This window comes from Streptomyces sp. NPDC093261 (genome assembly GCF_044753645.1).
Classification (GTDB): Bacteria; Actinomycetota; Actinomycetes; order Streptomycetales; family Streptomycetaceae; genus Streptomyces.
The window spans coordinates 62,787-88,370 of record NZ_JBIVNO010000009.1; the positions used below are offsets into that span (position 1 = coordinate 62,787).

The following is a 25,584-nucleotide window of genomic DNA, read 5'->3' on the forward strand; positions in this document are numbered from 1 at the left end:
CGCACGACCACGTACTGCGGGGAAGCGAGGCCACGGGTGGACACCGACACCGGGCGGGCGATGGGGGTTCCCCCCGGAGAGCGTGTCCCACCCTCCGAGGGGGAGGCAGACGAGGCCGCCCTGCGGAAGCGGGAACAGCACGGCTGGTACTTCTACGACTGGGCGTGCTCGGTCTATTCGACGAGCGTGCTGACCGTGTTCCTCGGGCCCTATCTGACCGCGGTGGCCAAGTCGGCGGCGGACGCCGACGGGTACGTCCACCCGCTGGGCATTCCGGTGCGGGCGGGCTCGTTCTTCGCGTACGCGGTGTCCGCCTCCGTGGTCCTGGCGATCCTGGTCATGCCGCTCGCGGGTGCGGCGGCCGACCGTACCGGCCGGAAGAAGCCCCTGCTCGCCCTCTGCGCGTACCTGGGTGCCGCGGCCACCACGGGCCTGTTCTTTCTGGACGGCCACCGCTATCTCGTCGGCGGTCTCCTGCTGATCGTCGCGAACGCGTCGATGGCCGTCTCGATGGTCGTCTACAACTCCTATCTGCCACAGATCGCCCCGCCGGAGGAGCGCGACGCGGTCTCCTCGCGCGGCTGGGCCTTCGGCTACGCGGCCGGCTCCCTGGTCCTGATCGTGAACCTCGTCCTGTTCACAGCGCACGACTCCTTCGGCCTGTCGGAGTCCATGGCGGTCCGCATCTGCCTGGCCTCGGCGGGCCTGTGGTGGGGCGCCTTCACCCTCGTACCGCTCCGGCGGCTGCGCGACCGCCGTACGGCGTCCTCGGCGTCCTCGGCGTCCTCGGCGCCCTCGGCGCCCGCGGTGCACGGCTGGCGGCAACTGGCGGCCACCATACGGGATATGCGGGGCAAACCGCTCACCCTGGCCTTTCTGCTCGCCTACCTCATCTACAACGACGGCATCCAGACGGTGATCTCGCAGGCGTCGGTGTACGGCTCCGAGGAGCTGGGACTGAGTCAGTCCACGCTGATCACCGCTGTACTGCTGGTGCAGGTGCTGGCGGTGGGCGGGGCCCTGGGCATGGGGCGCCTGGCACGCATCCACGGCGCCAAACGGACCATCCTCGGTTCGCTCGTCGCCTGGACGCTCACGCTCGGCGCCGGCTACTTCCTGCCCGCGGGCGCGCCGGTGGGATTCTTCCTCCTCGCGGCCTGCATCGGTCTGGTGCTCGGCGGCAGCCAGGCACTCTCCCGCTCCCTGTTCTCACATCTCGTGCCGCCCGGCAAGGAGGCCGAGTACTTCTCGGCGTACGAGCTGAGCGACCGCGGCATGAGCTGGCTGGGCCCTCTGCTGTTCGGGCTCACCTACCAGCTGACCGGAAGCTACCGGGACGCGATCGTCTCGCTGGTGGCCTTCTTCGCCCTCGGCTTCGTCCTGCTGGCACGCGTTCCGGTGCGGCAGGCGGTGCGCGACGCGGGGAATCCGGTACCCGAAAGGATTTAGTACCTGATGGCAAAGGGCGGTAGTGTACGCGTTTGGCCTGCCAGGCGTACCGTTACTGCGCGTCAAAGGAGCCGAAACGCTGGGTGACATCTGCTAGCAGATGTGACAAACCGGGCGCAGGTGGGTACAACAAGGGGCGGCTACGACGGCGACGCATGACCCGGAACGGGACTCGGAACGGGAATCTTTACCGCCGACCGGACGTTGACCGGATGACGACGACAGCGACACCTGTCCTGTGGGCGACAAGCCCGGGAGGCACGATTCATGAGTGAGCGAGCTCTTCGCGGCACGCGCCTCGTGGTGACCAGCTACGAGACGGACCGCGGCATCGACCTGGCTCCGCGCCAGGCCGTGGAGTACGCATGCGAGAAGGGGCACCGGTTCGAGATGCCCTTCTCGGTCGAGGCGGAGATCCCGCCGGAGTGGGAGTGCAAGGTCTGCGGGGCCCCGGCACTCCTGGTGGACGGTGACGGCCCGGAAGAGAAGAAGGCCAAGCCCGCGCGTACGCACTGGGACATGCTGATGGAGCGGCGCACCCGTGAGGAACTCGAAGAGGTCCTCGAGGAGCGACTGGCCGTTCTCCGTTCCGGCGCGATGAACATCGCGGTTCATCCGCGGGACAGCCGCAAGTCCGCCTAGTCCCCACGGGGTCTGGGCGGCAGCACAGCGCACGCCGGTTCAGCGGGCGCCGTACGTCGGTGTGACGTGCGGCGCCCGCTTGGCATGCGCGGACCCGGGCGCGCACGGACAAACGCGACGACATCACGAGCGAGTGGTCCCGCGGGGCGCCGCCCCGACCGGAAGTCCCCGGCGGCGTGGGCCCTGGCCCCGGCGGGTGCGCGAGGCCCGGTTCAGGGCGCTGGCGCGCCCGGCCTCAGGGGGTCAGCGGCGGGCGCGGCTCGCGCGGGGTGGTGTCCCCCGGCTCGTCCCTGATGACCTCACCCTGAACGACCTTTCCGTCGGGACGGTTGATGCGAGACTGCCGGAAGGCGTCACCCAGGCTGCCGTAGGGTGCCTCACGCAGCCTGCGGTCGAGGGTGCGCTCCGCACGCCGGCCCACCGCCCGCTGGACCGGCGGGAGCAGAAGCAGCAGGCCCGCCGCGTCGGAGATCAGGCCCGGCAGCATCAGGAGCAGGCCGCCGAGCATCATCAGGCCGTTGCCGCCGTTCGCCGGCTCGGATCCCGAGGACCGGGCCTGAAGCGTCTCACTGAGATTGCGGAAGGCGCGGCGCCCGGCCCGCTTGACGACCATGGATCCCAGCACAAAGCCGGCGACCAGCAGGAGGAACACCGTCAGCCCTCCGGCCGCGCGCCCCACCAGCGTGAGCAGCCAGATCTCCAGGACCAGCCAGGCGGCGACGCCCAGCGGCAGAAACCTGCGCGTCCTGGAGCGCCGCGGGCGGGCCTGGTACGGGGAAGTCGGTGCGCCAGTCGTCATGCTCCCAGTGTGCCTGGAGCAGGCTCAGCGCGGGATAAGCGGGCTGACCGGGACAAGCAGGCTGACCGGCACGAGGGCGATCGGCCCTCCCACCGCGGGCCCGGAGCCGCATCGGGGACCCGTACGGGCGACCACCGGAAGCCGCTCCGGGTTGACGCGCGATCCGGACGGGCCCGGTGTCCGGGCCCAGATCCGCATGGGCCCGGACACCGGGGCCCAGTCCGCGCGGGCCCGGACACCGGGCCCAGGGACGGTCAGGAGGCGGTGCCGCGGCCCTTGAGCTTGGCCACCCGGTCGCCGAAACCCCACGCCGTGACGCGCCACAGCGCCTCGACGAGGATGTCCCGGCTCATCTTGGAGTCGCCCAGCTCCCGCTCGACGAAGGTGATGGGCACCTCGACCACGTGGTAGCCGGCCTTGACGGCGCGGCGGGCCAGGTCGACCTGGAAGCAGTAGCCCTGCGAGGCGACCTCGTCGAGGCCCAGGCCCTCCAGGGTCTCGCGGCGGAAGGCGCGGTAGCCGCCGGTGATGTCACGCAGCGGCAGATCGAGGGCGAGGCGCGAGTAGAGGCTGCCGCCGCGGGAGATGAACTCACGGCTCTTGGGCCAGTTCACGACCCGCCCGCCCGGCACCCAGCGGGAGCCGAGCACGAGGTCGGCGCCCTTGAGCGCGGTGAGCAGCCGCGGCAGCTCCTCCGGCTGGTGGGAGCCGTCGGCGTCCATCTCGACCAGGACGCCGTAGCCGCGCTCCAGGCCCCAGCGGAACCCGGCGAGGTACGCCGCGCCCAGTCCCTGCTTGCCCGTGCGGTGCATGACGTGGACGTGGTCGTCCTCGGCCGCCAGTTCGTCCGCGAGCTTGCCCGTCCCGTCGGGGCTGTTGTCATCGGCCACGAGGACGTGCGCCTCAGGCACGGCCGACCGCACCCGGCCGACGATCGTCTTGATGTTCTCCGCCTCGTTGTAGGTCGGAATGATCACCAGGACGGTGCCGAGCGGACCGAACTGCCTCCCCTGTGCTTCTGCCGCGAGGGTCCCGTCGCCGTCGTTCACTGCTGCCCCTTCATGTCCGTACGCAGGGAACCACCATAGTGGCCGTCGTCTGCACCGACGTGACGGCACGTTCGTATGGGGGTGTCGATTCAACAAGAGTCGGGTAAGAAGGTGGGTTTGCGCATTCCGGGGCTTTCGGCCGTGGTGCCCGGCGCTCCGCCGGGCCGTGCGCGGGCCCTCGGCCCGGGTCCGGTACGCCCGGCGGGGAGATGCTGCGGATGGGGGCCCGGCGCCCTTCGGGCCGACCTGGGACCCGCTGGCTGCGGGTCGACCGAGAGCCGTTGTCTACTGGACGTCCGGGCCCCACCCGGGTCCCACCCTGCCGACCGGCCGGAACGCTCCCGTGCCGTGGCGCGGGCGCTGAGCCTGGCTCCCAGTGGTGGTGCGCCGGCGCGGCACACCATCCCTGACCCAGCGGCGCTCCGGCGACTGCGCGGAGGTTCCCCGGTCGGACGTCCGACGGTGGACGCGGCCGAACCTACCGGCCCCCTGCGCCTCACTGTCAACAGCCGTGCGACCTGCGGTTTCTTCATCCGTTCCCTGGTCAGAGCCGAGGATGCGCAGGTCGCACGACGAGGTCCCGGGGGGCCAGGAGTGATCCGCCGCTCCGGCAGATCACTCGCCCGGCCCTACGAACACCGTCCGGCCGCCCACCACGGTGCGCAGACAGACGGGGAGGCCGGTGCCGGGGGTCAGATCGGGCAGTCCCGGAGTACCGGAACGGGGGTCGGTGGACCAGCGGGCCACCCGGTCGTCGGGCGCCTGGACGACGAGGGCGTCGGTGCGCCAGACGGCGTAGTCCGCGGGCGCGCCCGGTACCAGCACCCCGGCGTCGTCGCGTCCGATCGCCCGCCAGCCGCCCCGGGTGTGCGCCGTGAACGCGGCGCGTGCGGAGATCCTGTGTTCGGGGGTGCGATGGAAGGCCGCCGCCCGCACCGTCCCCCAGGGGTCCAGGGGGGTGACGGGACTGTCGGACCCGAAGGCCAGGGGGACGCCGGTGCGCAGCAGGGCCGCGAACGGGTTGAGCGTCGAAGCCCGCTCGGCTCCGAGACGCTCCGCGTACATCCCGTCCGCGCCGCCCCACAGGGCGTCGAAGGCGGGCTGCACGGAGGCGGTGAGACCGAGTTCGGCGAAGGCCGCGATGGTCTCGGGGGTGAGCATCTCCGCGTGCTCGATCCGATGGCGACCGGCCCGGACGCGGGCGAGACCGACCTTCTCGGCGGCGGCCCGCACACCCTCGACCACGGCGGTGACGGCGGCGTCGCCGATGGCGTGGAAGCCCGCCTGCAACCCGCTCTCGGTGCAGGCGACGACGTGCGCGGCGACGGCGGCGGCGTCCAGGTAGGAGGTGCCGGCGTGGCCCGCGTCGGCATACCTCTCGTGCAGGCACGCCGTGTGCGAGCCGAGGGATCCGTCGACGAACAGATCGCCCGCGGCGCCGAGCGCGCCCAGCTCCCGCGCCCTGGCGACGCCCTCATCGCCCTGCTCGGCCCAGTAGCCGACGACCCGGGGCCCCGGTTCCTCGGCGGCCAGGCGGAGCAGCCCGGTGAGGTCCTCCTCCGAGGAGATCTCCGGGCCGGCGCACTCGTGGACCGAGCCGATACCGAGGGAGGCGGCGTGCCCGAGGGCGGCCCGCTGGGCCTCGGTGCGCTGGGCGGGGGTCACCGCCGCGAACGCAGCGGCGCGCACCGCGTGGTGGGCGTCCCGGGTGAGGGGTTCCCCGTCGGTGAAGCCGTCCCGGTCGCGTACGCCGGGTGTCAGGTCCAGCAGGGCGGTGGTGACGACGGCGGAGTGGACGTCGATGCGGCTGAGGTAGAGCGGACGGCCGCCGGTGGCCTCGTCGAGTTCGTCCCGGCGTGGCGCCCGCCGCTCGGGCCAGCGGGCGGCGTCCCAGCCGTGACCGAGCAGAACGCGGTCCCGGGGGCGGCCGGCGGCGAACTCGCGGACGAGGGCGAGGGCGGCCGCCAGGGAGGGCGCGCCGGACAGATCGAGACCGGTGAGCGCGAGACCCGTGGAGGTGGTGTGCACATGTGCGTCGGTGAAGGCTGGGGTGACGAGCGCGCCGGCCAGGTCCACGACCTCGTCCACGCCGTCCGCGAAGGCGTCGGCCGCGCCTTCGGAACCGACCCAGGCGATCTGCCCGTGCTCGACGACCATGGCCGTCGCGAAGGGGTCGGCCGGGCTGTGGACTTCTCCCCGGCGCAGCAGGACGGTCTGTGGCGGGGCGGTGCGCTCGTTCATGGGAACAGTCTCCCGCCTCGCCGGAGCGGCCCGGCACACAGGTCCGGCCGGATGCGTCAGATCCGGGGCGGGCGTGCCTCGTACGGTGTGGAGAGGACCACCGTCGTGCGCGTCGACACCCCGGCGAGCGTGCGCAGCCGCGCGAGCAGTTCCTCCAGCTCGTGGGGCGTGGCCACGCGGACCTTGAGGATGTAGTTCTCGTCACCCGCGACGCTGTGGCACGCCTCGATCTCCGGGACGCCGGCCAGGCGGTCCGCGATGTCGTCGGGGGCGCTGGGGTCGAACGGCTTCACCGAGATGAAGGCGGTCATCGGCAGACCGACGGCCTCCGGGTCGACGACCGCGGCGTACCCGCGGATGACGCCACGCTGCTCCAGCCGGCGCACCCGCTGGTGCACGGCCGACGTGGACAGGCCCGTGGCCTTGCCCAGGTCGGTGTAGCTCATCCGCCCGTCCTTGACGAGCAGCTGCACGATCTGTCGGTCCAGCTCCTCCATGGCGCTAGAACCTACAGTGCGGCCTGTCCCCGCCGATACCTCAAGCGCAGGTCATACCCGGTTTGTGATGTTGGCGGGAGCGGCGTGGGGGCCCTCCGTGGCCAGCGGTGGCGTCCGCAGGGGCCGCGTGCGGCGGCGGACGGCGGGCGCACCCGGCATCTGCGGGCGGCATGTGACGAACGCCACAGTTACCCGAACAGGCTTCGTGATGTCCTCGTGATTACCGCCGAGACGGAAAGGGAAGTGCTTGCTGTGGTCGAGGCCGCGGTGCCTTGTCGGCCCAGCCCGAGGGGGAGAATCCCATGCAGAGTCTGAAGCGCCCTGGTCGCAGCACGTCCAAGCGCCAGCAGCCGGTCGTCGAGCCCGAGCCGGAGGGCGTCGAACCCGACGACGACGAGTTCGACGCGTACGACACCTTCGAGATGTACCGGGTGATCTGCCCGGACTGCGCGCAGCCCATCGCCCTGCTGGCGGACGAGGAGGTCCTGCCCGAGCACGCGCTGTGCGCCTCGCCGTGGAACCCGTTCGGGCTCACGGTCTGTGCCGGTACGGGCCGCGCGGCGGCCGAGGCCCGGCCCGCGGACGAGTCCACGGTGCCCCAGGAGCAGGACGCCGCCCTGCTGTTGACGCTCCCTCAGGGGCTCGACTGGCGGACGCAGCCGTTCTCGCACGTCGGCGGCCCGGGCTCGCGCCCGATGGTGATGCCCCGTCAAGCGGCCTGATTCCGCTCATCGTCGGGCCGTCGCCGCGCGGCCCCGTACCCCTCCCGGTCCCCGTGCCGCCCGGACACCGCGGTGCCCCGCTGCCCGTCACAGTGGGGTACCCGCCGGCTCAGGACAGCCGGCCGCGCGTCAGCTTCGTCGCCGAACCCTCGCCAGCGGATACCGCGTCCAGGGGGCGCGTCGCCGGAGGCAGGCGCACCATGCCCCCGTACGAGCCCCTCGGGAACTCACGCTCGATTACAGGGGCCGGTGACCCGCGCGCACGCCCCGGCGTTCCCCATGCATGACCGCCACACCATCGGCGACCGGCCGTCGGCGACGAGTCCTCGTTCCGGCGTCGGCAGCACTGCTTCCGCCGCCGCCCCAGCCCCCGGATCCGCCCATCTACCGTGCGCTGATGCGGACTTGGGCCGACCGAGGGCGTACGCTGCCGGGCCGTCACGACCCGGAGTGGGTGCGGCTCGCCGCGCCCCCGGCCGGCCTGGGGCGGCGCACGGCGGGCCAGGAGCCGTTCAGCGCGTCTCGGGACCCACGAGGTGACGGGCGATGACCATGCGCTGGATCTGATTGGTCCCCTCGACGATCTGCAGCGCCTTGGCCTCGCGCATATAGCGCTCGACCGGGAAGTCGGCTGTGTAGCCGTACCCGCCGAGCACCTGAACGGCGTCGGTGGTGACCTTCATCGCCGTGTCCGTGCAGTGCAGCTTCGCCATGGCCGCCTGCTTGGCGAACGGCAGGCCGGCGTCACGCAGTCGGGCCGCCGCCAGGTACAGCGCCCGGCCCGCCTCGATCTGCGTCGCCATGTCGGCGAGCATGAAGCGCAGCCCCTCGAAGTCCGAGATCGGCCGGCCGAACTGCAGACGCTCGGTCGCGTACCCGACGGCCTCGTCCAGGGCCGCCTGGGCCAGGCCGATCGCGCAGGCGGCGATGCCGAGCCGTCCGGAGTCGAGCGCGGACAGGGCGATGGCGAAGCCCTGGCCCTCCTCGCCGAGGCGCCGCACGTCGGGCACCCGCACCCCGTCGAGGTGGACCTGTGCGGTGGGCGAGCCCGTCATGCCCATCTTCTTCTCGGGCGTCACACCGCTCAGCCCTTCGGCGTCGCCGGGGACGAGGAAGGCGGTGATGCCGCGCGGCCCCTCCACGCCGGTGCGCGCCATCACGGTGTAGAAGTCGGCGATGCCCCCGTGCGTGATCCATGCCTTCGTGCCGGTGATCACCCAGTCGTCGCCGTCGCGGCGGGCTCTGGTGCGCAGGGAGGCCGCGTCCGACCCCGAGGACGCCTCGGAGAGACAGTAGGCGCCCAGCAGACCGCCGCCGAGCATCGCCGGCAGATGCTCGACCTGCTGTTCCTTGGTGCCGAAGTGCGCGAGGGCGTGGCAGGCGAGGGTGTGCACGCTGACGCCGAGGCCGACGGTGAGGCGGGCCGCCGCCAGCTCCTCCAGGACCTGGAGGTAGACCTCGTAGGGCTGGTCACCGCCGCCGTACTCGGAGGCGTAGGGCAGGCCGAGGAGCCCGGACTCGGAGAGCAGGCGGAAGACCTCGCGGGGGAAGTGTCCGGCGTACTCCTCCTCGGCCGCCTTCGGCGCGATCTCACGCTGCGCGATCTCACGGACGAGGGAGATCAGATCCCGGGCCTCGTCCGTGGGCAGTTGACGGTCCACCGGCTGCGGGGCGCGATCGGGCATGGCGACGCTCTCCTCCCTTTTCGGGAACATCGACGGACGCGCACCTTGGGTGGGGGCAGCTCCGCCGGGTCTCACTGGGCCTGGCCGATGCTCGCGGCTCCGGGTCTCGGAGGGCGGCTGACCAGCGGTTGTGGCGCTTGGAGTATGCCCGATCGGAGGCATGGAGTCACCAGTTAACGACCGCTTACTCAAAAAACATCCGAGCCCGGGAGAATTGGTCCGTACCATTGACAAAACCGGTCTGGTCCTCTTGAGGGTGCGGACCCTCACCGCACACGGGCACACCCCTCGGCACGCGTTCCGACCAGCGGGCGGGCGGGAGTGGCGGCGGCTACCGCCCAGAAGCGCCGCGGGGGGCGTGCCGTCAGGCGTCCCGGCGGGCGGGCGCCGGGGCGACGTAGGAGGGTTCCAGCTCCTCGATCGCGCGCAGGGTGCCGCCGAGCGTCTTCACGAGCAGTTCGCGCATGGTGTCCCGGGACAGCACCGGACGGTCGATCCAGTCGAGCGTCGCGCCCTCCACGCTGCACACCCAGCCGAGCAGACCCATGCGCGCCAGCGGGGCGATCTCCCGCCGGCCGTACGCTCCTTCGGCGATGGTGGTGACGATCGCCTCGCGCACTCCCTCCCGGATGGCCTGCACCTGGGCGTCGAAGCCCACTCCGCCGCTCACGATCGTGCGGTAGGCGGCCTGATTGTGCTCGGCGTAGCGCAGATAGCTGTCCACGGTGCGATGCACCCGTTCCACCGGCGGCAGTTCGAGGCTGCCGGCCGCCAGGGTCACGAGACTGGCCACCGAATCCTCGACTATCGCGAGGTAATAGCCGCGCTTCGATTTGAAGTAGTAGTAGATCAGCCCTTTGGCCACATGGGCGTGGCGTGCGATGTCGTCCATCGACAACGCGTCGTACGAGGTGTCGGAGAATAACTTCCGCCCGATGGCGATAAGTTCGGCCCGGCGTGCCAGAGAGCGATCGGTGCCGCGCGCCCGTGAGCGCAGGTCGTCTCGCTGTTGACTGTTATTCAATTTCGGCCCAAGCCTCCAGCTGCCGGCGGGACATCCGCAGTATCGCAGAACGACATCACCAGCATGTTCGACTCTGATCGAGCCGATGGGACGCCGTTCGGAAATCCTGGCCGATTCAGGAAGGGCGTGGCGCTCGCGTCACAACCAGCCGAGCCGGGTGACGAGCATCGCGAGGACCACCACGAGTACCCAGCCCACGACATGTTCGAGGGCCTTCGGGTCGTCGTCCCGGGGGCCGCCCGTGCGGATGCGGAGTCGGGCGGCGGCGGCTGAGATGGCGGTCATGGCGGCTCGCTGGTCATGGGTCGTGCGGTGGGCTCCCCCATCCGTCCACCTTGCCACCGGAATGAGCCGGTGCGGCGGAGACCTTGGTCACAGGCAGGGTTCCCGGATGGGCCGGGCGCGGGGTGTCGCGGCGCGCGAGAAGGCCCCCGCGGTGGCGGGGGCCTTCGAGGACGGTGCCGGGGACGTTGCCGTCAGCGCACGCCCACCGCGGCCAGCGCCTTGCGCTGCTGGGCGGTCGGATGAGCCGGGAAGTACAGATAGCAGACCCCGCCGGTGCCGGAGGCGACCTTGCCGGACGCGTTGTACCGCTTGGTCCTGAGCCAGATGTTCTCGAACTCCCGCCGCCGGTAGACGCGTCGCACGGCCGCGTCGTCGGGCGAGGCCGGGTCGTTGGCGATCACATCGCCGGCGGCGGTGAAGCCGATCACGGTCATCAGATGACCCGAGGTGCCGTAGCCCGCACCCGTCAACTCCTCCTTGAGGAACGACTGGGAGGTGATCGCGGGGATCCCCGCCGCGATCAGCCGCTCCAGGTCGGTGAGCGAGGAGAGCCGGGTGACCACGCCCTGAAGGTCCTTGAACGTCGCCGCGTAGGCCGCGTTGAACGGCCAGTTGCCGCAGCCCTGGTACTGGTAGTCGTAGGTGGAGCGGGCCGCGTTGCAGACCTGCGGGTCGGCGTACGAGGGGTCGACCCAGGACAGTTGCTCGGGGGTGAGCCGCCGGCCCCAGTACTCGATGATCATCTGCGAGGAGGTGGGGCTGCACCACGCCTCGCCGCCGTTGTCGTACTCGGGGTACTGGCCCTTGTGGATCTCCTGCGAGTACCGCGGGACGGCCAGCTCCCGGGCCAGGCCCGGGGCGGACGCCGGGACGGTGAAGCGGTCCGGGATGTCGGAGCCCATGGCGCCGAGGCGCCACACGGTCGGGGTGAGCCGGGTGCCCGGCGCGCGGTGGAGGGTCAGGCGCAGGCGGTACGACACCAGGCGCAGCCCGGAGGCCGCGTCCGCGATGGCGAAGGTGTCGGTCCAGATGTTGCTCTTGCCGTCGGTCTGGCCGTCGACGGAGGTCCGCCGGATGTCCTGGTCGCCGGCCGCCCAGCGGCCCATCACGTACCAGGGGGTGTCGGTGCCGTCGGAGTACGTGCCCCGCAGTTCGACCTGGAGCCAGGTGCCCGCAGGGGTGTGCGCGTTCCAGGAGGCGACGGCCTCGGTGGACGGGACGGACAGCCGGTGCACCGGCGAGGTCCAGGTGGCGTACTCCCAGCTCGCGGTCTTCCCGGTGTGCGGGTCGGTGTAGTCGGTGCGGCCGGCCGGCGTGGCGATCACCACCCCGGGGCGGGTGCCGGCGAGGGCCCGGACACCCTGGCTGCCGCCGCTGCGCCAGTCGGAGTAGGTGGTCCAGGCACGGTAGTCCACGGGCCGCGGGGATTCCTTCGCCGGTCCGGTGGCCGGATCGGCCGGGGCGGCCACGGCCGCCGGACCCGTGACCGCCCCGGTCGCCGCGGCCACGCCGATCGCGGCGGCGAGGACGGTTCTGCGGGATGGCTCTGAAGCTCTGCTCATCGGTGGGTGACCCCCAGGTGTCCTGAAGCGGTGGTTCAGACGCACGGTGTGCGCCAACTATGGCGACCGTCCGGGGAGTCCGCCACCGCTTCGGCCCTCGGCGTGTCCACCACTATTGGTCCTGACCACTGGCGGGACCAGGGGCCTGCGCGCGTCTGGCGGACGCAGGCGAGCGCCGTCCACTCGCCTGCATCCGCTCGACGAACCTGCGTGCCCCGCGCCTCCGCGTCCGGCGGGTCAGCCCCCGCACCGCGCGCCTCCGCGTCCGGCCGGTGAGTGCGTGCGCCGCACGGCCCCGTGCCCGGCGGGTCAGCCACTGCATCGCGCGCCTCCGCGTCCGGCGGGTCAGCCACTGCACCGCACACCCCCGCGTCCGGCGGGTCAGCCACTGCACCGCATGGCCCGCCGGGCGCGGCGCCGGGGCCGCTGTGTCCCTCAGACGAGGTCCATCGCCGCCACCTCGTCCGGGCGGCCGTAGCTGACCGGCCCCTGGAAGCGGCGCCGGGCGGTGGCGAACCACCACACCGTGGCGACGACCAGCACGACCGCGAGGGCGATCGGTGCGTAGTTGAAGGTGTCGACGGTGATCGGCGATGCCTGGGGCAGCATGAACAGCACGCTGCTCAGCAGGATCCAGGCCACGGCGACCACGCCGATGGGCCGGCTCCAGCGTCCGAGCTGCCAGGGCCCGGGGCGGAAGTCGGCGCCGAGCCGCAGCCGCAGGAAGATCGGCACGGCGTAGGCCAGGAAGAGCCCCACGACGTTGACGCTGACGATCGCGGTGAAGGCGGTGTGGGACCACCAGCCCGGCAGCACCAGGGCGAGCGAGCAGGCGACCGCCAGCCACACCGCCTTGACCGGGGTACGGGTGCGCGGCGAGACCGAGTGCCACCAGCGGGAGCCCGGCATCGCGCCGTCCCGGGAGAAGGCGAAGATCTGCCGGGTGTTGCTGGTCAGATTGGCCAGGCCGCAGAAGAGCATGGCGCCGATGACGATCAGCAGCAGTGCCTTCGCCGCGCCCGTGCCCAGCCCGTCGATGAGGATCTGCACGGGCGGCGCCGAGGAGCCGGCCACCTTGGCGTAGTCGCCGATGCTGTACACCAGGGCCAGCATGAGGACGAGTCCGGTGGCCGCCGACCAGGCGATGGAGCGGGTGATGCCCCGGGGGGCGTTGACCGTGGCCCGGACCGTCTCCTCGGACATGTGGAAGCTGCCGTCGAAGCCGGTGAAGGTCCAGCTGGTGACGAGCAGGCCGAGCATGCCGCCGTAGAGCCCGTTGGTGAAGCCGGTGTTGTTCACGAAGTGGGTCACGAACGAGGCCGGCCGGTGCTCCTCGGGGCCGGCGACCAGGGCGCCCACGATCACCACGAGCCCGATCAGCAGCCACCACACGGAGATCCGGTTGAGGACCGCCACCAGTCGCACGGTGTAGGTGTTGGCCAGCCCCTGGAGCACGATGATCAGCGCCGTGATCAGCACGGTCTGGTGCGCGGTCGGCTGATAGGAGGGCCACTGGAGGGCGAGGAGCGCCTGGATGAAGGTGGCGGCCGCGTATCCGGTGGCGGCGGTGCCGCCCACCTGGCCCACGAAGTTCAGCCAGCCGGTGTACCAGGACCAGGCGCCCCGGTGCCGTCGGGCGAGTCTTCCGGCGGAGAAATACAGGGCCCCGCTGGTCGGATAGGCGGATGCCACCTCCGCCATCGCGGCGCCGACGAAAAGCACCATGACGGAGACCCCGATCCAGCCGAAGACGAGAATGCGCGGTCCGCCCGCGTTCATACCGAAGCCGAAGGAGGAGAAAATGCCGGAGAGGATATTGATGATGGTGAAGGATATGGCGAAATTGTCGAAGGCCTGGAACCTTCGGGTGAGCTTTCGCGGATATCCCATGGCGTGCAGGGTCGCGTCGTCGTCGATCGCGACGGGATCCCGGCCCGCACGGCGTCTCGTACGGGGCATCGACGTCCGTTCTGACACAACCGGACCCTTTCTGTGGGTGGGGGGTTGACTGGGTGGGGGTCGACCGTTCGACCCAGGGACGGGTCAGGCGGCTCCCGGCACGGGAAGCCCGCAGGCACGGCGGGCGCGCGAGAGCTGTTCCTCGGGGTCCCCGAAGACGCTCCACGGCATACGGGAGGCGTAGGGCCCCATGGCCATCAGGACGGCGCGCGCCTCGAACGCGCACTCGGCCATGACCAGGGCATGGGCGAGGTAGGCCAGGTCGAGCACCGGTGTGAAGCGGTAACCGGCGACCTCCGGCAGCCAGTTCTGGTAGATCGAGAGCGCGGTGGCGCGCCACTGTGGCTGTTCCCAGACGCGGTCGGCGAGTGACTGCGCCGGGTTGTAGCTCTCCACGAGGGCGACGAGGGGCAGCAGCCGCAGCGGTGAGGTGAGCGGCGCCCGCTGGCTGAGGAAGGCGGCGACGTCCCAGGCGGCGTTCACCGAGCCCCGGTGGCGGGTGAAGAAGTAGGCGAGGAAACGGTGGTGGCCCTCGCGGTGGAAGGGGTCGAGCCGCAGGATGTGCGAGAACAGCTCCCAGGGGCCGGGGGGCGCGGTGAGCAGCCCCTGCGGAGCCGGCTCACGGATCTCGTGCAGCCGCGAGAGCGCCAGTCTGGCCACCCAGGGAGTGGGGTCGTGGGGCGCCATGACGGTGGCGCGCGCACACGCCTTCAGCGCGATGTGCTCCAGCGGACGGGCCCGCTCGTCGCGGGCGTCCGCGGCCCGCAGCGCCCGCAGCACGGCCACGCGCGCCCACATCAACGCGGCTTCGGGTCCGGGCTCCTCGGCGAGCCAGCGTTCGGCCAGGTCGGAGTCGGCCGCCTCGGAGGCGAGGACCAGGGAGCGATGGGCGCGCAGCCCGAGGTCGTGCCGCGTCTCGGCCAGCAGGACATGGGCGCCGAGATAGCGGCCGGCCCGCACTTCCACGCACACGCTCGCCAGCTCACGGTCGTCGGCCGCCGGATGCCATACGTACTGCCCTGCGAATAACCCCGCGGCCATGCTCCCCTGTCCGTCCCCGTACGACACCGGCGGTTGCGCACCAGCACCTTACTCACCATGCGGCACAACCGGAATGCCGATTTCTGCCGCCTGGACGCGCCTGGATGATTGACCAATGAACAGTTCAATGCGGCACCGATTTCCCCGGCCGCGGACCGCTGGGCGCCTCGCGTAAAATGTCCCCTCGGAAAATGCCCCTGTCTCTTCCCTCCAGGAATCGCCATTCACACGCTCGCCTCCCGTCTGCTGCGGCTGGCGCCGTCCTGCGGCCCCGTCCGCCTCATCGGCGTCGACGGACACGCCGGATCCGGGAAGTCCACGTTCACCGCGCGGTTGGCGGCGGCGCTCGACGGTGCGCCGGTACTGCACCTGGACGACATCGCCACCCACGAAGAGCTGTTCGCCTGGACGGACCGGCTGCTGCGCGAGGTGATCATCCCGCTCGGCCGCGGCGAGACCGCGCACTACCGGCCCTACGAGTGGCGCACCCGGAGTTTCGCCCCCGCCCGCTCGCTGCCGCCCGCTCCGGTGGTACTCGTCGAAGGGGTCGGCGCCGGACGCCGCGCGCTGCGCCCCCATCTGGCGCGGCTGCTGTGGATGGAGGTGCCGCGCGAGGAGGCCTGGGCCCGCGGGCGATCCCGGGACGGCGAGGAGCAGAGCGCGTTCTGGGCCGGATGGGTGGCCGCGGAGCGGCGGCACTTCTCCGAGGACCCCTCGCGGCCGTTCGCCGATCTCCTGGTGCACCAGAGGCCGATGGGCTATCAGGTGGCGCGCGGGCCTGCCGGTGTAGCTGGTCCGAACCAGGAGATCACCCACAGTGACGGATCCGCACCGTTGTGCTGAACGTGTGAAGGCCCTTGCGGACGAACTTCCTTGAGTGCTTCAGGTCGGCTTGACCCGGGGGCGGGGCAGGACTTACGTTCTCAATGTGCGGTTTCGAAGCCGCCACCAGACGCGAAGCCCCCGGTTGTTCCCCCGTGATCGGGGGCTTCGTTCTGCCCTTGAACCCCTTCCCGGGCGCCGCGAGGCGTGATCCGCTCACCCTCGGTCACCATCCAGCGTGCGCCCCTCCGCCCCCACCTCGGCGAACGGCTCGTGCGGCACCCTTCGGTGCGCCGCTCCCCCGCAGGTACGATGCCTCTCGGTGCGAGCTTCACAACGGCCGCTTCGCGCACTGTTCCAACTCCGGTCCGCGGTACAGCGTTTCGAGCACAACGGCCGGCGGGCACGGGCCCGGCGGTGAACCAACGGGGGCACGGTTTGTGGGGGACGTGATGGACTTCGGCACGCGGGGCCCCGAGGCCCCGGCCGACCTCGCCTGGCTGCGAGGCGTCGACGCCTACACCATGGGCGCCTATCCGCAGGCGGAGGAGGAGTTCCGCGCGGCGGTCCGGATGGATCCCGGGATGGCCGACGGCTGGCTCGGGCTGCACGCGCTGCGCGTGGACACGACGACCGCGCTGCTGCGGATGTTCCGCCATCGCGACCGCTTCGGGGAACAGCGGGCGCGGCATCGGCGGACCCTCAACTCCTGGTACTGGCTGGGCTGGTGGGTGCAGCCGGTGCTGGAGAGTCCGCGGGATCTGCTGCTCGCGCACGCCTCGCACTGGCTGGACGGCCGCCATGTACCCGAGCTGGACCGGGCGCTGGCCGGGCTGCCGCCCGTCGACACCGACGCCCAGGTCCGCTTTCTGCACGCCTGCCGCGCCTACCTCGTCAAGGACTGGGAGCAACTGGTCCGGCACACCGATCCGCTGATCGACGACCCGATGCTGGGTATCGAGGCCGGGCTGTTCGGCGGGATGGCGCGGGTCCGCCTGGAGATGTACGGACAGGCCGAGCCCCTGCTGTCCGCCGCGCTGATGCGCTGCCGCAGCGAGCAGCCGCAGCGCAAGGAGCTGCGGTACTGGCTGGCCCGGGCGCACGAGGGCACCGGCCGTTCGGCGGCCGCCCTGCCCCTGTACCGGGCGGTGCACCGGGTCGACCCGGCGTTCATGGACACCTCCGCACGGCTCGCCGCGATCGCCGAGGGCGACGGGTACGACGACGCGGCCGACCTCACGGCGGTGGCCCTCGCCGGGGGCGGCGATGTGTTCGACGGGCCGGACGGTCTCGATCCGCTCTTCGGTCCCGAGAGCCGGGAGGTGAAGCTGTCCGAGCCCGACCTCCCGCCGACGGGCCCGCTGCCGGCGCAGAGCGACCTCGTGCGGGAGAAGGCGACGGTACCGGCGCCGCCGCTGCCGACGGGCCCGACGGATCCGGTGCTCCTGGAGGAGGCACTGGCCGAACTGGAGCGGATGGTCGGCCTGGAGCCGGTCAAGCGGCAGGTGAAGGCCCTTTCCGCGCAGCTGAACATGGCGCGGCTGCGGGCGGCCCAGGGCTTACCCGTGCAGCCGCCCAAGCGCCACTTCGTCTTCTCGGGCCCCTCGGGCACCGGCAAGACCACGGTGGCCCGCATCCTGGGCCGCGTCTTCTACGCGCTCGGCCTGCTCGGCGGTGACCATCTGGTGGAGGCGCAGCGGGCGGACCTGGTCGGCGAGTACCTGGGCCAGACCGCGGTGAAGGCCAATGAGCTGATCGACTCGGCGATCGGCGGGGTGCTGTTCGTGGACGAGGCGTACTCGCTGTCCAACTCGGGCTACGGCAAGGGTGACGCGTACGGCGACGAGGCCCTCCAGGTGCTGCTGAAGCGCGCGGAGGACAACCGGGACCACCTGGTGGTGATCCTCGCCGGCTACCCCGAGGGCATGGACCGTCTGCTGGCCGCCAACCCCGGGCTGTCCTCCCGCTTCACCACCCGCGTCGACTTCCCCTCGTACCGGCCCCTGGAGCTGACCGCGATCGGCGAGGTCCTGGCCGCCGAGAACGGCGACGTCTGGGACGAGGAGGCGCTGGACGAGCTGCGCTCCATCGCCGGCCATGTCGTGGACCAGGGGTGGATCGACGAACTCGGCAACGGGCGGTTCCTGCGGACGCTGTACGAGAAGAGCTGCGCCTACCGGGACCTTCGGCTGAGTGGGTACCCCGGGATCCCCACGCGGGACGACTTGTCGACATTGCGGCTGCCGGATCTCATGCAGGCGTACGGGGAGGTCCTGTCCGGGCGTGGGCCGCACGACCCCCCGGGTCTGTGAACGGCACCGGCCCCCGTCGTCGACCGCGCGGTTCCCCGCGCCCCGGTCGGGGCGCGGGGAACCATGGCGGCCGCGTGCCACCACGTCAGCCGGGTACGGCTTCCCGCTCCTCCGGCATCCGCGGCTGGGGCGGGGCCTCCCGGTGGGCCGGGTCCCTGACCTCGCCCACCAGGAGTTCCAGGACGTCCTCCAAGGCGACCAGACCGAGCACCCGGCCGGAGCCGTCGGCGACCGCGGCGAGGTGGGTGGCGGCGCGCCGCATCACCGTGAGTGCGTCATCGAGCGGCAGCTCCGCCGCGAGCGTGATCATCGGGCGCCACAGCTGCTGCGGCACCGCCCGCTCGGACTCCTCCAGGTCGAGGACGTCCTTGACGTGCAGATAGCCCATGAAGGCACCGTTGCGGGCCACCACCGGGAAACGGGAGTACCCGGTGCGCGCCGTGAGCGCCACCACCTCGCCCGGGGTCACCGTGGGCTCCACGGTCACCAGCAGCGCCGGATCGAGGAGCACATCGGTGACCGGGCGTGAGCCCAGCTCGAGCGCGTCCTCCAGCCGCTCCTGCTCCTCGGGGTCGAGCAGACCCGCCTGGCCGGAGTCCTCCACCAGCTGGTTGAGCTGCTCGCTGGTGAAGACCGCTTCCACCTCGTCCTTCGGCTCCACCCGGAACAGCTTCAGGATCAGCCGGGCGCAGGCGCTCAGGGTGACCGTCACCGGCCGGCACAGCCGCGCGAACGCCACCAGCCCCGGGCCGAGCCACAGCGCGGCCCTCTCCGGTGCCGCCATCGCCAGGTTCTTCGGCACCATTTCGCCGATCACCAGGTGGAAGAAGACGACGCCGGCGAGCGCGATCACATAGCCGAGCGGATGGACCATCCCGTCGGGCAGCCGCGCCGCCTCGAACACCGGTTCAACCAGATGGGCCACCGTGGGCTCGGCGACCGCGCCCAGCGTCAGCGAGCAGACGGTGATGCCGAACTGGGCCGCGGCCATCATCTGCGGGAGCCGCTCGAGACCGTGGAGCACCTGCCGGGCCCGTGCGGTGCCGAGCGGCTCGATCTGGCTGCGCCGCACGGACACCAGCGCGAACTCGGCGCCGACGAAGAACCCGTTCACGAGCACCAGCACAGCGGCGAACAGGAGTTGCAGCAGGCTCATCGCGCGGCCTCCACGGCCGGCGCGGGAACGTCCACGAGCTTCACGAGCCTGACCCGCTCGGCGCGGTAGTGCTCCACCTGGCGCACCGTGAGCCGCCAGCCGGGCAACTCGGCCCGGTCCCCGGGCGCCGGGATCCGGCCGAGCAGATCGGCGACGAGTCCGGCGACGGTCTCGTAGGGCCCCTCGGGCACGTCCAGGCCTATGCGCTTGAGGGTGTCCACCCGGCAGCTCCCGTCGGCCTCCCAGGCGGGGCGCCCGTCCTCGGGCGGCGCGACGGCGAGTTCCGGCAGGTCGTGTCCGTCGTGCTCGTCGCGCACCTCGCCGACGAGTTCCTCGACGATGTCCTCCAGGGTGACGACCCCCGCCGTGCCGCCGTACTCGTCGACGACGACCGCGATGGGCTGCTGGCTGCGCAGCTGCTCCAGGAGGGGCTGCACGGGCAGGGTCTCGGGGACCAGCAGCGGCGTCTGGGCGATACGGACCACGGGGGTGCGCAGCCGTTCGTGTGCGGGCACCGCGAGAGCGTCCTTGAGGTGCACCATGCCGACGATCTCGTCGATCTTCTCCCGGTAGACGGGGAAACGGGACAGTCCGGTCGCGCGGGTGAGATTGACGACGTCCTCCGCCGTGGCGGACGACTGGAGCGCGCTCACCTTGACCCGGGGGGTCATCACATGCTGGGCGGTCAGCTCACCGAGGGACAGCGTCCGTACGAACAGGTCGGCCGTGTCCTGTTCCAGCGCTCCGGCCAGCGCCGAGTGCCGGGCCAGGGACACCAGCTCCCCGGGCGTACGGGCGGAGGCCAGCTCCGCGGCGGGCTCGACGCCGAGCGCGCGCACCAGCCGGTTGGCGACCGCGTTGAGGGCCGCGATGACGGGCCGGAACAGCCGGGAGAACAGATGCTGGGGGCCCGCGACGAAGCGGGCGACCTGGAGCGGGCGGGAGACCGCCCAGTTCTTGGGTACCAGCTCACCGATCACCATCTGGGCGGCGGACGCCAGGAGCATGCCGACGACCACCGCGATGCCGCCGGCAGCGCCCTCGGGGATCCCTATGAGGCCCAGGGGACCACGCAGCACCCGGCTGAGCGCCGGTTCGGCGAGCATGCCGACGAGGAGCGAGGTGATGGTGATGCCGAGCTGGGTGCCGGAGAGCTGGAAGGACAGCTCCTTGAGCGACTCCACGACCGCATGGGCCCGTCGGTCGCCCCCGGCCGCGGCCTTCTCGGCGTCGGGCCGTTCGACCGTGACCAGTCCGAATTCGGCCGCGACGAAGAACCCATTGGCCAGGATGAGCAGAAAAGCCGCCCCGAGGAGCAGCAGAGCGAGGGTCATGATGCCGCCGCCTCCGCGTCGACGCGGACCTCATGGGTGCGGTCCGCGCTATGTCGGCAGGGGGCGGCGCAGGTACTACAGGACGATCCGTCCATCGCCGGAGGGAGTCACTCCTCGGGTAGCAGGAACCCCTGAGCACCGGGCGGAGCCTCAGGGGCGGAGGCGCAACACGAACGCCTCTCCCCCCAAGATTAATCAAGATTCCGTCGTATGTGTCGGGGGGACGTCCCGGAGTCAGCCCTGATGTCGCTCGGCACCGGCCGTGGAACGGGCCTCGGTGAGCGCGCGCAGCGTGCGCGCGTCCTCGATCGCCCGCTGCTTGGCGATGCCCGGCTGGATGCCGAGAGCGGGCAGGCTGGTGCCGTCGCTCAGGTTGAGGAACACCCAGGGGTCACCCGGACGGAGGTTGACCTGGAGGATCTCCGCCCAGTCCAGGCGGCGCCGGCTGGCGATGTTGACGACGGTGACCCCGGATTCGTCGGCGACGACCTTGGGCCGGGAGAGCAGCAGCAGGACGCCGCCGAGGAGGGCCGCCGTGAGGACGAAGCTGAGCCGTTCCCCGGTGGTGAGCGCCTCCAGCAGCAGGGCGACCGTGGTGATGACGGCGAATATGGCGATCGCCGCGGTGAGCAGCACGGCCCGGGTGCGGGCGGGCCGGAACGTCACGGGGAGGGCGGGCAGGCCCGGCTGATCCGACATCGGTGTGCGATCCCTCACAGACGGCAGGCGTGGATCGCCGTGGTCAGGATGGCCCGGGCGCCGATGGCGTACAGGTCGTCCATGATCCGCTGGGCCTCCTTGGCCGGGACCATGGCGCGGACGGCGACCCAGCCCTCGTTGTGCAGGGGGGAGACGGTCGGGGACTCCAGGCCCGGGGTGAGGGCGACCGCCTTCTCGAGCTGCTCGACCCGGCAGTCGTAGTCCATCATCACGTACGTCCGGGCCACCAGGACGCCCTGGAGGCGCCGCAGGAACTGCTGGACCTTGGCTTCCTCGGTGCCGGCGCCGGTGCGGCGGACGACGATCGCCTCGGACTTCATGATCGGCTCGCCGAAGACCTCCAGCCCCGCGTTGCGCAGCGAGGTGCCGGTCTCGACGACGTCCGCGATGACCTCGGCGACACCGAGTTCGATGGCGGTCTCGACGGCGCCGTCCAGGTGGACGACGCTGGCGTCGATGCCCTGGTCTGCGAGGTGCTTGGCGACGATGCCCTCGTAGGAGGTGGCGACCGTCATGCCCGAGAGGTCCTCGATGCCGTTCGCGGTGCCGGGCTTGGTCGCGAAGCGGAAGGTCGAGCGGGCGAAGCCGAGCGGAAGGATCTCCTCGGCGTTGGCCCCGGAGTCGATGAGCAGGTCCCGTCCGGTGATGCCGATGTCGAGGCGGCCGGAGGAGACGTAGATCGCGATGTCGCGAGGGCGGAGGTAGAAGAACTCGACCTCGTTCTCCGGGTCGACGATTCTCAGTTCCTTGGACTCCCGGCGCTGCTGGTAGCCGGCCTCATGCAGCATCTCCGCCGCAGGGCCGGACAGTGAACCCTTGTTGGGGACGGCGATGCGCAGCATGAGGTCGGCTTCCTTTGCTCGTTCGTACGGAACTGTGTGCGGGCTGGCTCAGAGGTGGGCGTAGACGTCGTCCAGGGAGATTCCGCGCGCCACCATCATCACCTGAACGTGGTAGAGCAACTGGGAGATCTCCTCGGCGGCCGCCTCCTTGCCCTCGTACTCCGCGGCCATCCAGACCTCGGCGGCCTCCTCGACGACCTTCTTGCCGATGGCATGGACGCCCTTGCCGACCAGCTCGGCGGTGCGGGAGGTGGCGGGATCCCCATGGACGGCCTTGTGCTGGAGCTCGGTGAACAGCTCCTCGAACGTCTTCTTGGACATGATGCTGCTAACCCTACGCGCTCCGGGCGCTGTCTCAGTGCCAGGGCTCGGAGACGGAGCGAAGCGTCGCGGCGGTCGCCACCGCCGCCGTCACCGCTTCGTGGCCCTTGTCCTCGTGGGAACCCTCCAGGCCCGCGCGGTCCAGGGCCTGCTCCTCGGTGTCACAGGTCAGGACGCCGAAGCCGACGGGGACGCCGGTCTCCACGGACACCTGGGTGAGGCCCTGGGTGACGCCCTGGCACACATAGTCGAAGTGGGGAGTGCCGCCACGGATCACGACCCCCAGGGCGACGATGGCGTCGTAGCCCCGGCCCGCGAGCACCTTGGCGGCGACCGGCAGCTCGAAGCTGCCGGGGACCCGCAGCAGCGTCGGCTCGTCGATCCCCAGCTCGCGCAGGGCACGCAGGGCCCCGTCGACCAGACCGTCCATCACCTTGTCGTGCCACTGTGCCGCGATCACGCCGACCCGCAGGTCGCTCACGTTGCGTACGGACAGTTCCGGTGCACCCTTGCCGCTCACGTCTCTCCTCAGTGCTCTGTTACTGGTTGCCGCAGGCGGACACGGCGGTCGTGTCCAGCCAGGGCAGGTCGTGCCCCATCCGGTCCCGCTTGGTGCGCAGGTAACGGAGGTTGTGCTCGCCCGCCTGTACGGGCATCGGCTCCCGCTCGGTGACCTTGAGGCCGTGTCGGGTCAACGCCTCGGTCTTGTCGGGGTTGTTGGTCATCAGACGCAGGCTGTGGACACCGAGGTCCGTCAGGATCCGGGCGCCGGCGGCGTAGTCACGGGCGTCGGCGGGCAGGCCCAGCTCCAGGTTGGCGTCCAGCGTGTCCCGGCCGCGCTCCTGGAGTTCGTAGGCGCGCAGCTTGGACATCAGCCCGATGCCGCGTCCCTCGTGGCCGCGCAGATAGACCACCACGCCCCGGCCCTCGGCCTGGATGCGCTCCAGGGACGCCTCCAGCTGGGGGCCGCAGTCGCAGCGCAGGGAGTGGAAGACATCGCCGGTGAGGCACTCGGAGTGGACGCGGACCAGCACGTCCTCGCCGTCGCCGATCTCGCCGTGGACGAGGGCGACATGCTCGACGCCGTCGACGGTCGACCGGTAGCCGTACGCGGTGAAGGTGCCGAAGGCGGTCGGCAGGCGGACCTCGGCCTCGCGGCGGACCGTGGGCTCGGAGGTGCGGCGGTAGGCGATCAGGTCCTCGATCGAGACGATCGTCAGGCCGTGCTTGCGGGCGAACGGGATGAGTTCCGGCAGGCGCAGCATATGGCCGTCCTCGCCGGCGATCTCCACGATCGCGCCGGCCGGGCGCAGCCCCGCGAGCCGGGCGAGGTCGACGGCGGCCTCCGTGTGGCCGTTGCGGACGAGGACGCCGCCGGGCTTGGCGCGCAGCGGGAAGATGTGGCCGGGGCGGACGAAGTCGCCGGGGCCTGCCTCTCCCCCGGCGAGCAGCCGCAGGGTGGTGGCGCGGTCGGAGGCGGAGATCCCGGTGGTCACCCCATGGGCGCCGCTCGCGTCGACGGACACGGTGAACGCGGTGCGCATCGACTCGGTGTTGTGGTCGACCATCTGGGGGAGCTCGAGGCGGTCCAGTTCGTCGCCCTCCATGGGGGCGCAGATCAGGCCGCGGCACTCGCTCATCATGAAGGCGACGATCTCGGGGGTGGCCTTCTCGGCGGCGATGACGAGGTCGCCCTCGTTCTCGCGGTCCTCGTCGTCGACGACCACGACCGGGCGGCCGGCCGCGATGTCGGCGATGGCCTGCTCGACCGGGTCGAGCGTGAGGTCCTCGATGTTGTCCATGCTGTACAGGACCGGCGCGGTCGTCATGCGTGGGCTCCTTCCAGAACGGGCCGCGCGGCGTTGCGGGAGCGCAGCCACCAGTCGCGCATGCCCCACAGGACGAGCGCGCCGTAGATGACGTAGACGAATCCGGAGAAGGCGAAGCCGTTGGCGAAGTTGAGGGGGACGCCGACGGCGTCGACGAGCAGCCAGGCGAACCAGAACTCGACCATGCCGCGCGCCTGGGCGTACATGGCGACGATGGTGCCGACGAAGATGTAGGCGTCGGGCCAGGGGTCCCACGACAGCGACGGGTAGGCGGTGAACAGGCCCGCCACGGCGAGCGTGCCCACGGCCGCGGCGCCGGCCAGGACGGCGCGCTCCCGCCAGGTGGCGAACCGCACGGCGATGTGGCCGTCCTCCCCCTTGTCCTTGCCGCGGTTCCACCGCCACCAGCCGTAGACGGCGACGGTCATGACCACGATCTGCTTGCCGGCGCTGCCGGACAGATGGGCGGTGGCGAAGGCCGCGAAGAGGATGAGCCCGGACAGGAACTGGGCCGGCCAGCTCCACAGGGAGCGCCGCCAGCCGAACGCCAGGGCTATCAGGCCGATGACGTTGCCGATCATGTCCGACCATTTGATGTGCTGGCCGAACAGGACGAAGGCCTCGGAGTTGAGCCAGTTCACCGGGTGGCCCCGTTCGCCAGCAGCCGCTCGACGTACTTGGCGACGATGTCGACCTCAAGGTTGACCGGGTCACCGGGCTGCTTGAGGCCGAGCGTGGTCAGGGCGAGGGTGGTGGGGATGAGGCTGACGGTGAAGTAGTCCGGGCCCGCGTCGACGACGGTGAGGCTGATGCCGTCGACGGTGATGGAGCCCTTCTCGACGACGTAGCGCGAAAGCTGCGCGGGCAGCGCGACCTTGACGATCTCCCAGTTCTCGGAGGCCGTGCGCGCCAGCACCGTTCCGGTGCCGTCGACGTGGCCCTGCACGATGTGGCCGCCGAGGCGCGCGCCGACGGCGGTGGGACGTTCGAGGTTGACCCGGGAGCCGGCCGTGAGGGCGCCGAGGCTGGAGCGTTCCAGGGTCTCCGCCATCACATCGGCGGTGAACTCGTCGCCCTCGTGCTCCACGACGGTGAGACAGACACCGTTGACGGCGATGGAGTCGCCGTGCCGGGCTCCCTCGGTGACGACGGGTCCACGGAGCCGGAAGCGGGAGGAGTCGCCGAGATTCTCGACGGCGGTGACCTCACCCAGCTCTTCGACGATTCCGGTGAACACTTCCCGGGTCCTCCTGCCTCAGTCGGGCACGGACTCCGGGGCCTGTCGATGACGAC

The 25,584-nt window shown here is 71.4% G+C and carries 25 protein-coding genes; 6 read left to right on the top strand and 19 right to left on the bottom strand.

Going from position 1 to position 25,584, the window contains the following annotated elements; translation table 11 throughout:
• Positions 1-60 precede the first annotated feature (60 nt).
• Both ACIP94_RS20165 and ACIP94_RS20170 read left to right on the top strand, forming a co-directional pair.
• Positions 61-1,449, top strand: coding sequence for an MFS transporter (locus ACIP94_RS20165; protein WP_402427561.1), 1,389 nt, complete (start codon positions 61-63; stop codon positions 1,447-1,449).
• 267 nt (positions 1,450-1,716) lie between these two features.
• The gene (locus tag ACIP94_RS20170) at positions 1,717-2,091 is read left to right on the top strand and encodes an RNA polymerase-binding protein RbpA (protein ID WP_009187548.1); all 375 of its coding nucleotides are present in this window, start codon (positions 1,717-1,719) and stop codon (positions 2,089-2,091) included.
• Positions 2,092-2,326: 235 nt separating this feature from the next.
• Here the strand turns inward: ACIP94_RS20170 and fxsA are convergent, their stop codons facing one another.
• The 4 genes from fxsA to ACIP94_RS20190 all read right to left on the bottom strand — a co-directional run bounded on the left by fxsA (position 2,327) and on the right by ACIP94_RS20190 (position 6,677).
• Complete coding sequence (fxsA, locus tag ACIP94_RS20175; RefSeq protein ID WP_402427033.1) at positions 2,327-2,890, bottom strand: FxsA family membrane protein; 564 nt, start codon at positions 2,888-2,890, stop codon at positions 2,327-2,329.
• Between the two features lie 254 nt (positions 2,891-3,144).
• A complete protein-coding gene (locus ACIP94_RS20180) occupies positions 3,145-3,939 on the bottom strand; it encodes a polyprenol monophosphomannose synthase (RefSeq protein ID WP_402427035.1) in 795 nt (264 codons plus the stop codon).
• Positions 3,940-4,554: 615 nt separating this feature from the next.
• Positions 4,555-6,180, bottom strand: a complete 1,626-nt coding sequence (locus ACIP94_RS20185; RefSeq protein WP_402427038.1) for an amidohydrolase — start codon at positions 6,178-6,180, stop codon at positions 4,555-4,557.
• Positions 6,181-6,236: 56 nt separating this feature from the next.
• On the bottom strand, positions 6,237-6,677 hold the full coding sequence (locus ACIP94_RS20190) for an Lrp/AsnC family transcriptional regulator (protein ID WP_121888443.1): 441 nt from the start codon (positions 6,675-6,677) through the stop codon (positions 6,237-6,239).
• 302 nt (positions 6,678-6,979) lie between these two features.
• Between ACIP94_RS20190 and ACIP94_RS20195 the strand changes: the two genes are divergently transcribed.
• Both ACIP94_RS20195 and ACIP94_RS20200 read left to right on the top strand, forming a co-directional pair.
• On the top strand, positions 6,980-7,399 hold the full coding sequence (locus ACIP94_RS20195) for a hypothetical protein (protein ID WP_402427041.1): 420 nt from the start codon (positions 6,980-6,982) through the stop codon (positions 7,397-7,399).
• 283 nt (positions 7,400-7,682) lie between these two features.
• Positions 7,683-7,949, top strand: coding sequence for a hypothetical protein (locus ACIP94_RS20200; protein WP_402427044.1), 267 nt, complete (start codon positions 7,683-7,685; stop codon positions 7,947-7,949).
• Here ACIP94_RS20200 and ACIP94_RS20205 read toward each other — a convergent pair.
• From ACIP94_RS20205 to ACIP94_RS20230, 6 genes are all read right to left on the bottom strand, one after another.
• On the bottom strand, positions 7,912-9,084 hold the full coding sequence (locus tag ACIP94_RS20205) for an acyl-CoA dehydrogenase family protein (protein ID WP_402427047.1): 1,173 nt from the start codon (positions 9,082-9,084) through the stop codon (positions 7,912-7,914). The genes ACIP94_RS20200 and ACIP94_RS20205 overlap by 38 nt on opposite strands.
• A gap of 364 nt (positions 9,085-9,448) precedes the next feature.
• Positions 9,449-10,108 carry a TetR/AcrR family transcriptional regulator gene (locus tag ACIP94_RS20210; RefSeq protein ID WP_402427050.1) on the bottom strand — a complete coding sequence of 220 codons (660 nt, stop codon included), beginning with the start codon at positions 10,106-10,108 and terminating at the stop codon, positions 9,449-9,451.
• A 138-nt stretch (positions 10,109-10,246) separates the two neighbouring features.
• A complete protein-coding gene (locus ACIP94_RS20215; RefSeq protein ID WP_402427053.1) occupies positions 10,247-10,393 on the bottom strand; it encodes an SCO1431 family membrane protein in 147 nt (48 codons plus the stop codon).
• A gap of 191 nt (positions 10,394-10,584) precedes the next feature.
• Complete coding sequence (locus ACIP94_RS20220; protein ID WP_402427056.1) at positions 10,585-11,955, bottom strand: peptidase C39 family protein; 1,371 nt, start codon at positions 11,953-11,955, stop codon at positions 10,585-10,587.
• Positions 11,956-12,390: 435 nt separating this feature from the next.
• Positions 12,391-13,932 carry an amino acid permease gene (locus ACIP94_RS20225; RefSeq protein WP_402427059.1) on the bottom strand — a complete coding sequence of 514 codons (1,542 nt, stop codon included), beginning with the start codon at positions 13,930-13,932 and terminating at the stop codon, positions 12,391-12,393.
• Between the two features lie 66 nt (positions 13,933-13,998).
• Positions 13,999-14,955, bottom strand: a complete 957-nt coding sequence (locus tag ACIP94_RS20230) for a hypothetical protein (protein ID WP_402427062.1) — start codon at positions 14,953-14,955, stop codon at positions 13,999-14,001.
• Positions 14,956-15,171: 216 nt separating this feature from the next.
• Between ACIP94_RS20230 and ACIP94_RS20235 the strand changes: the two genes are divergently transcribed.
• The gene (locus ACIP94_RS20235) at positions 15,172-15,798 is read left to right on the top strand and encodes a uridine kinase (protein WP_402427564.1); all 627 of its coding nucleotides are present in this window, start codon (positions 15,172-15,174) and stop codon (positions 15,796-15,798) included.
• Positions 15,799-16,229: 431 nt separating this feature from the next.
• On the top strand, positions 16,230-18,089 hold the full coding sequence (locus tag ACIP94_RS20240; RefSeq protein ID WP_402427065.1) for an AAA family ATPase: 1,860 nt from the start codon (positions 16,230-16,232) through the stop codon (positions 18,087-18,089).
• Between the two features lie 85 nt (positions 18,090-18,174).
• Here the strand turns inward: ACIP94_RS20240 and ACIP94_RS20245 are convergent, their stop codons facing one another.
• The 9 genes from ACIP94_RS20245 to ACIP94_RS20285 all read right to left on the bottom strand — a co-directional run bounded on the left by ACIP94_RS20245 (position 18,175) and on the right by ACIP94_RS20285 (position 25,528).
• The gene (locus ACIP94_RS20245) at positions 18,175-19,245 is read right to left on the bottom strand and encodes a hemolysin family protein (RefSeq protein ID WP_402427068.1); all 1,071 of its coding nucleotides are present in this window, start codon (positions 19,243-19,245) and stop codon (positions 18,175-18,177) included.
• The gene (locus tag ACIP94_RS20250) at positions 19,242-20,579 is read right to left on the bottom strand and encodes a hemolysin family protein (protein ID WP_402427071.1); all 1,338 of its coding nucleotides are present in this window, start codon (positions 20,577-20,579) and stop codon (positions 19,242-19,244) included. The genes ACIP94_RS20245 and ACIP94_RS20250 overlap by 4 nt, the downstream gene beginning before the upstream one ends.
• 234 nt (positions 20,580-20,813) lie before the next feature.
• Positions 20,814-21,278 (bottom strand): PH domain-containing protein, encoded by a 465-nt coding sequence (locus ACIP94_RS20255; RefSeq protein ID WP_402427075.1) that lies wholly within the window; start codon positions 21,276-21,278, stop codon positions 20,814-20,816.
• A 14-nt stretch (positions 21,279-21,292) separates the two neighbouring features.
• Positions 21,293-22,141 carry an ATP phosphoribosyltransferase gene (gene hisG, locus ACIP94_RS20260; protein WP_402427078.1) on the bottom strand — a complete coding sequence of 283 codons (849 nt, stop codon included), beginning with the start codon at positions 22,139-22,141 and terminating at the stop codon, positions 21,293-21,295.
• 48 nt (positions 22,142-22,189) lie between these two features.
• A complete protein-coding gene (locus tag ACIP94_RS20265; RefSeq protein WP_132853542.1) occupies positions 22,190-22,462 on the bottom strand; it encodes a phosphoribosyl-ATP diphosphatase in 273 nt (90 codons plus the stop codon).
• A 34-nt stretch (positions 22,463-22,496) separates the two neighbouring features.
• Positions 22,497-22,982 (bottom strand): 6,7-dimethyl-8-ribityllumazine synthase, encoded by a 486-nt coding sequence (ribH, locus tag ACIP94_RS20270; protein ID WP_402427081.1) that lies wholly within the window; start codon positions 22,980-22,982, stop codon positions 22,497-22,499.
• A gap of 19 nt (positions 22,983-23,001) precedes the next feature.
• Positions 23,002-24,291 carry a bifunctional 3,4-dihydroxy-2-butanone-4-phosphate synthase/GTP cyclohydrolase II gene (locus ACIP94_RS20275; RefSeq protein WP_402427084.1) on the bottom strand — a complete coding sequence of 430 codons (1,290 nt, stop codon included), beginning with the start codon at positions 24,289-24,291 and terminating at the stop codon, positions 23,002-23,004.
• Positions 24,288-24,932: a nicotinamide riboside transporter PnuC gene (locus tag ACIP94_RS20280; protein ID WP_402427087.1), complete on the bottom strand. Its 645-nt coding sequence runs from the start codon at positions 24,930-24,932 to the stop codon at positions 24,288-24,290. The genes ACIP94_RS20275 and ACIP94_RS20280 overlap by 4 nt, the downstream gene beginning before the upstream one ends.
• A complete protein-coding gene (locus ACIP94_RS20285) occupies positions 24,929-25,528 on the bottom strand; it encodes a riboflavin synthase (protein WP_402427090.1) in 600 nt (199 codons plus the stop codon). Before ACIP94_RS20285 ends, ACIP94_RS20280 begins: the two co-directional genes overlap by 4 nt.
• Positions 25,529-25,584 lie beyond the last annotated feature (56 nt).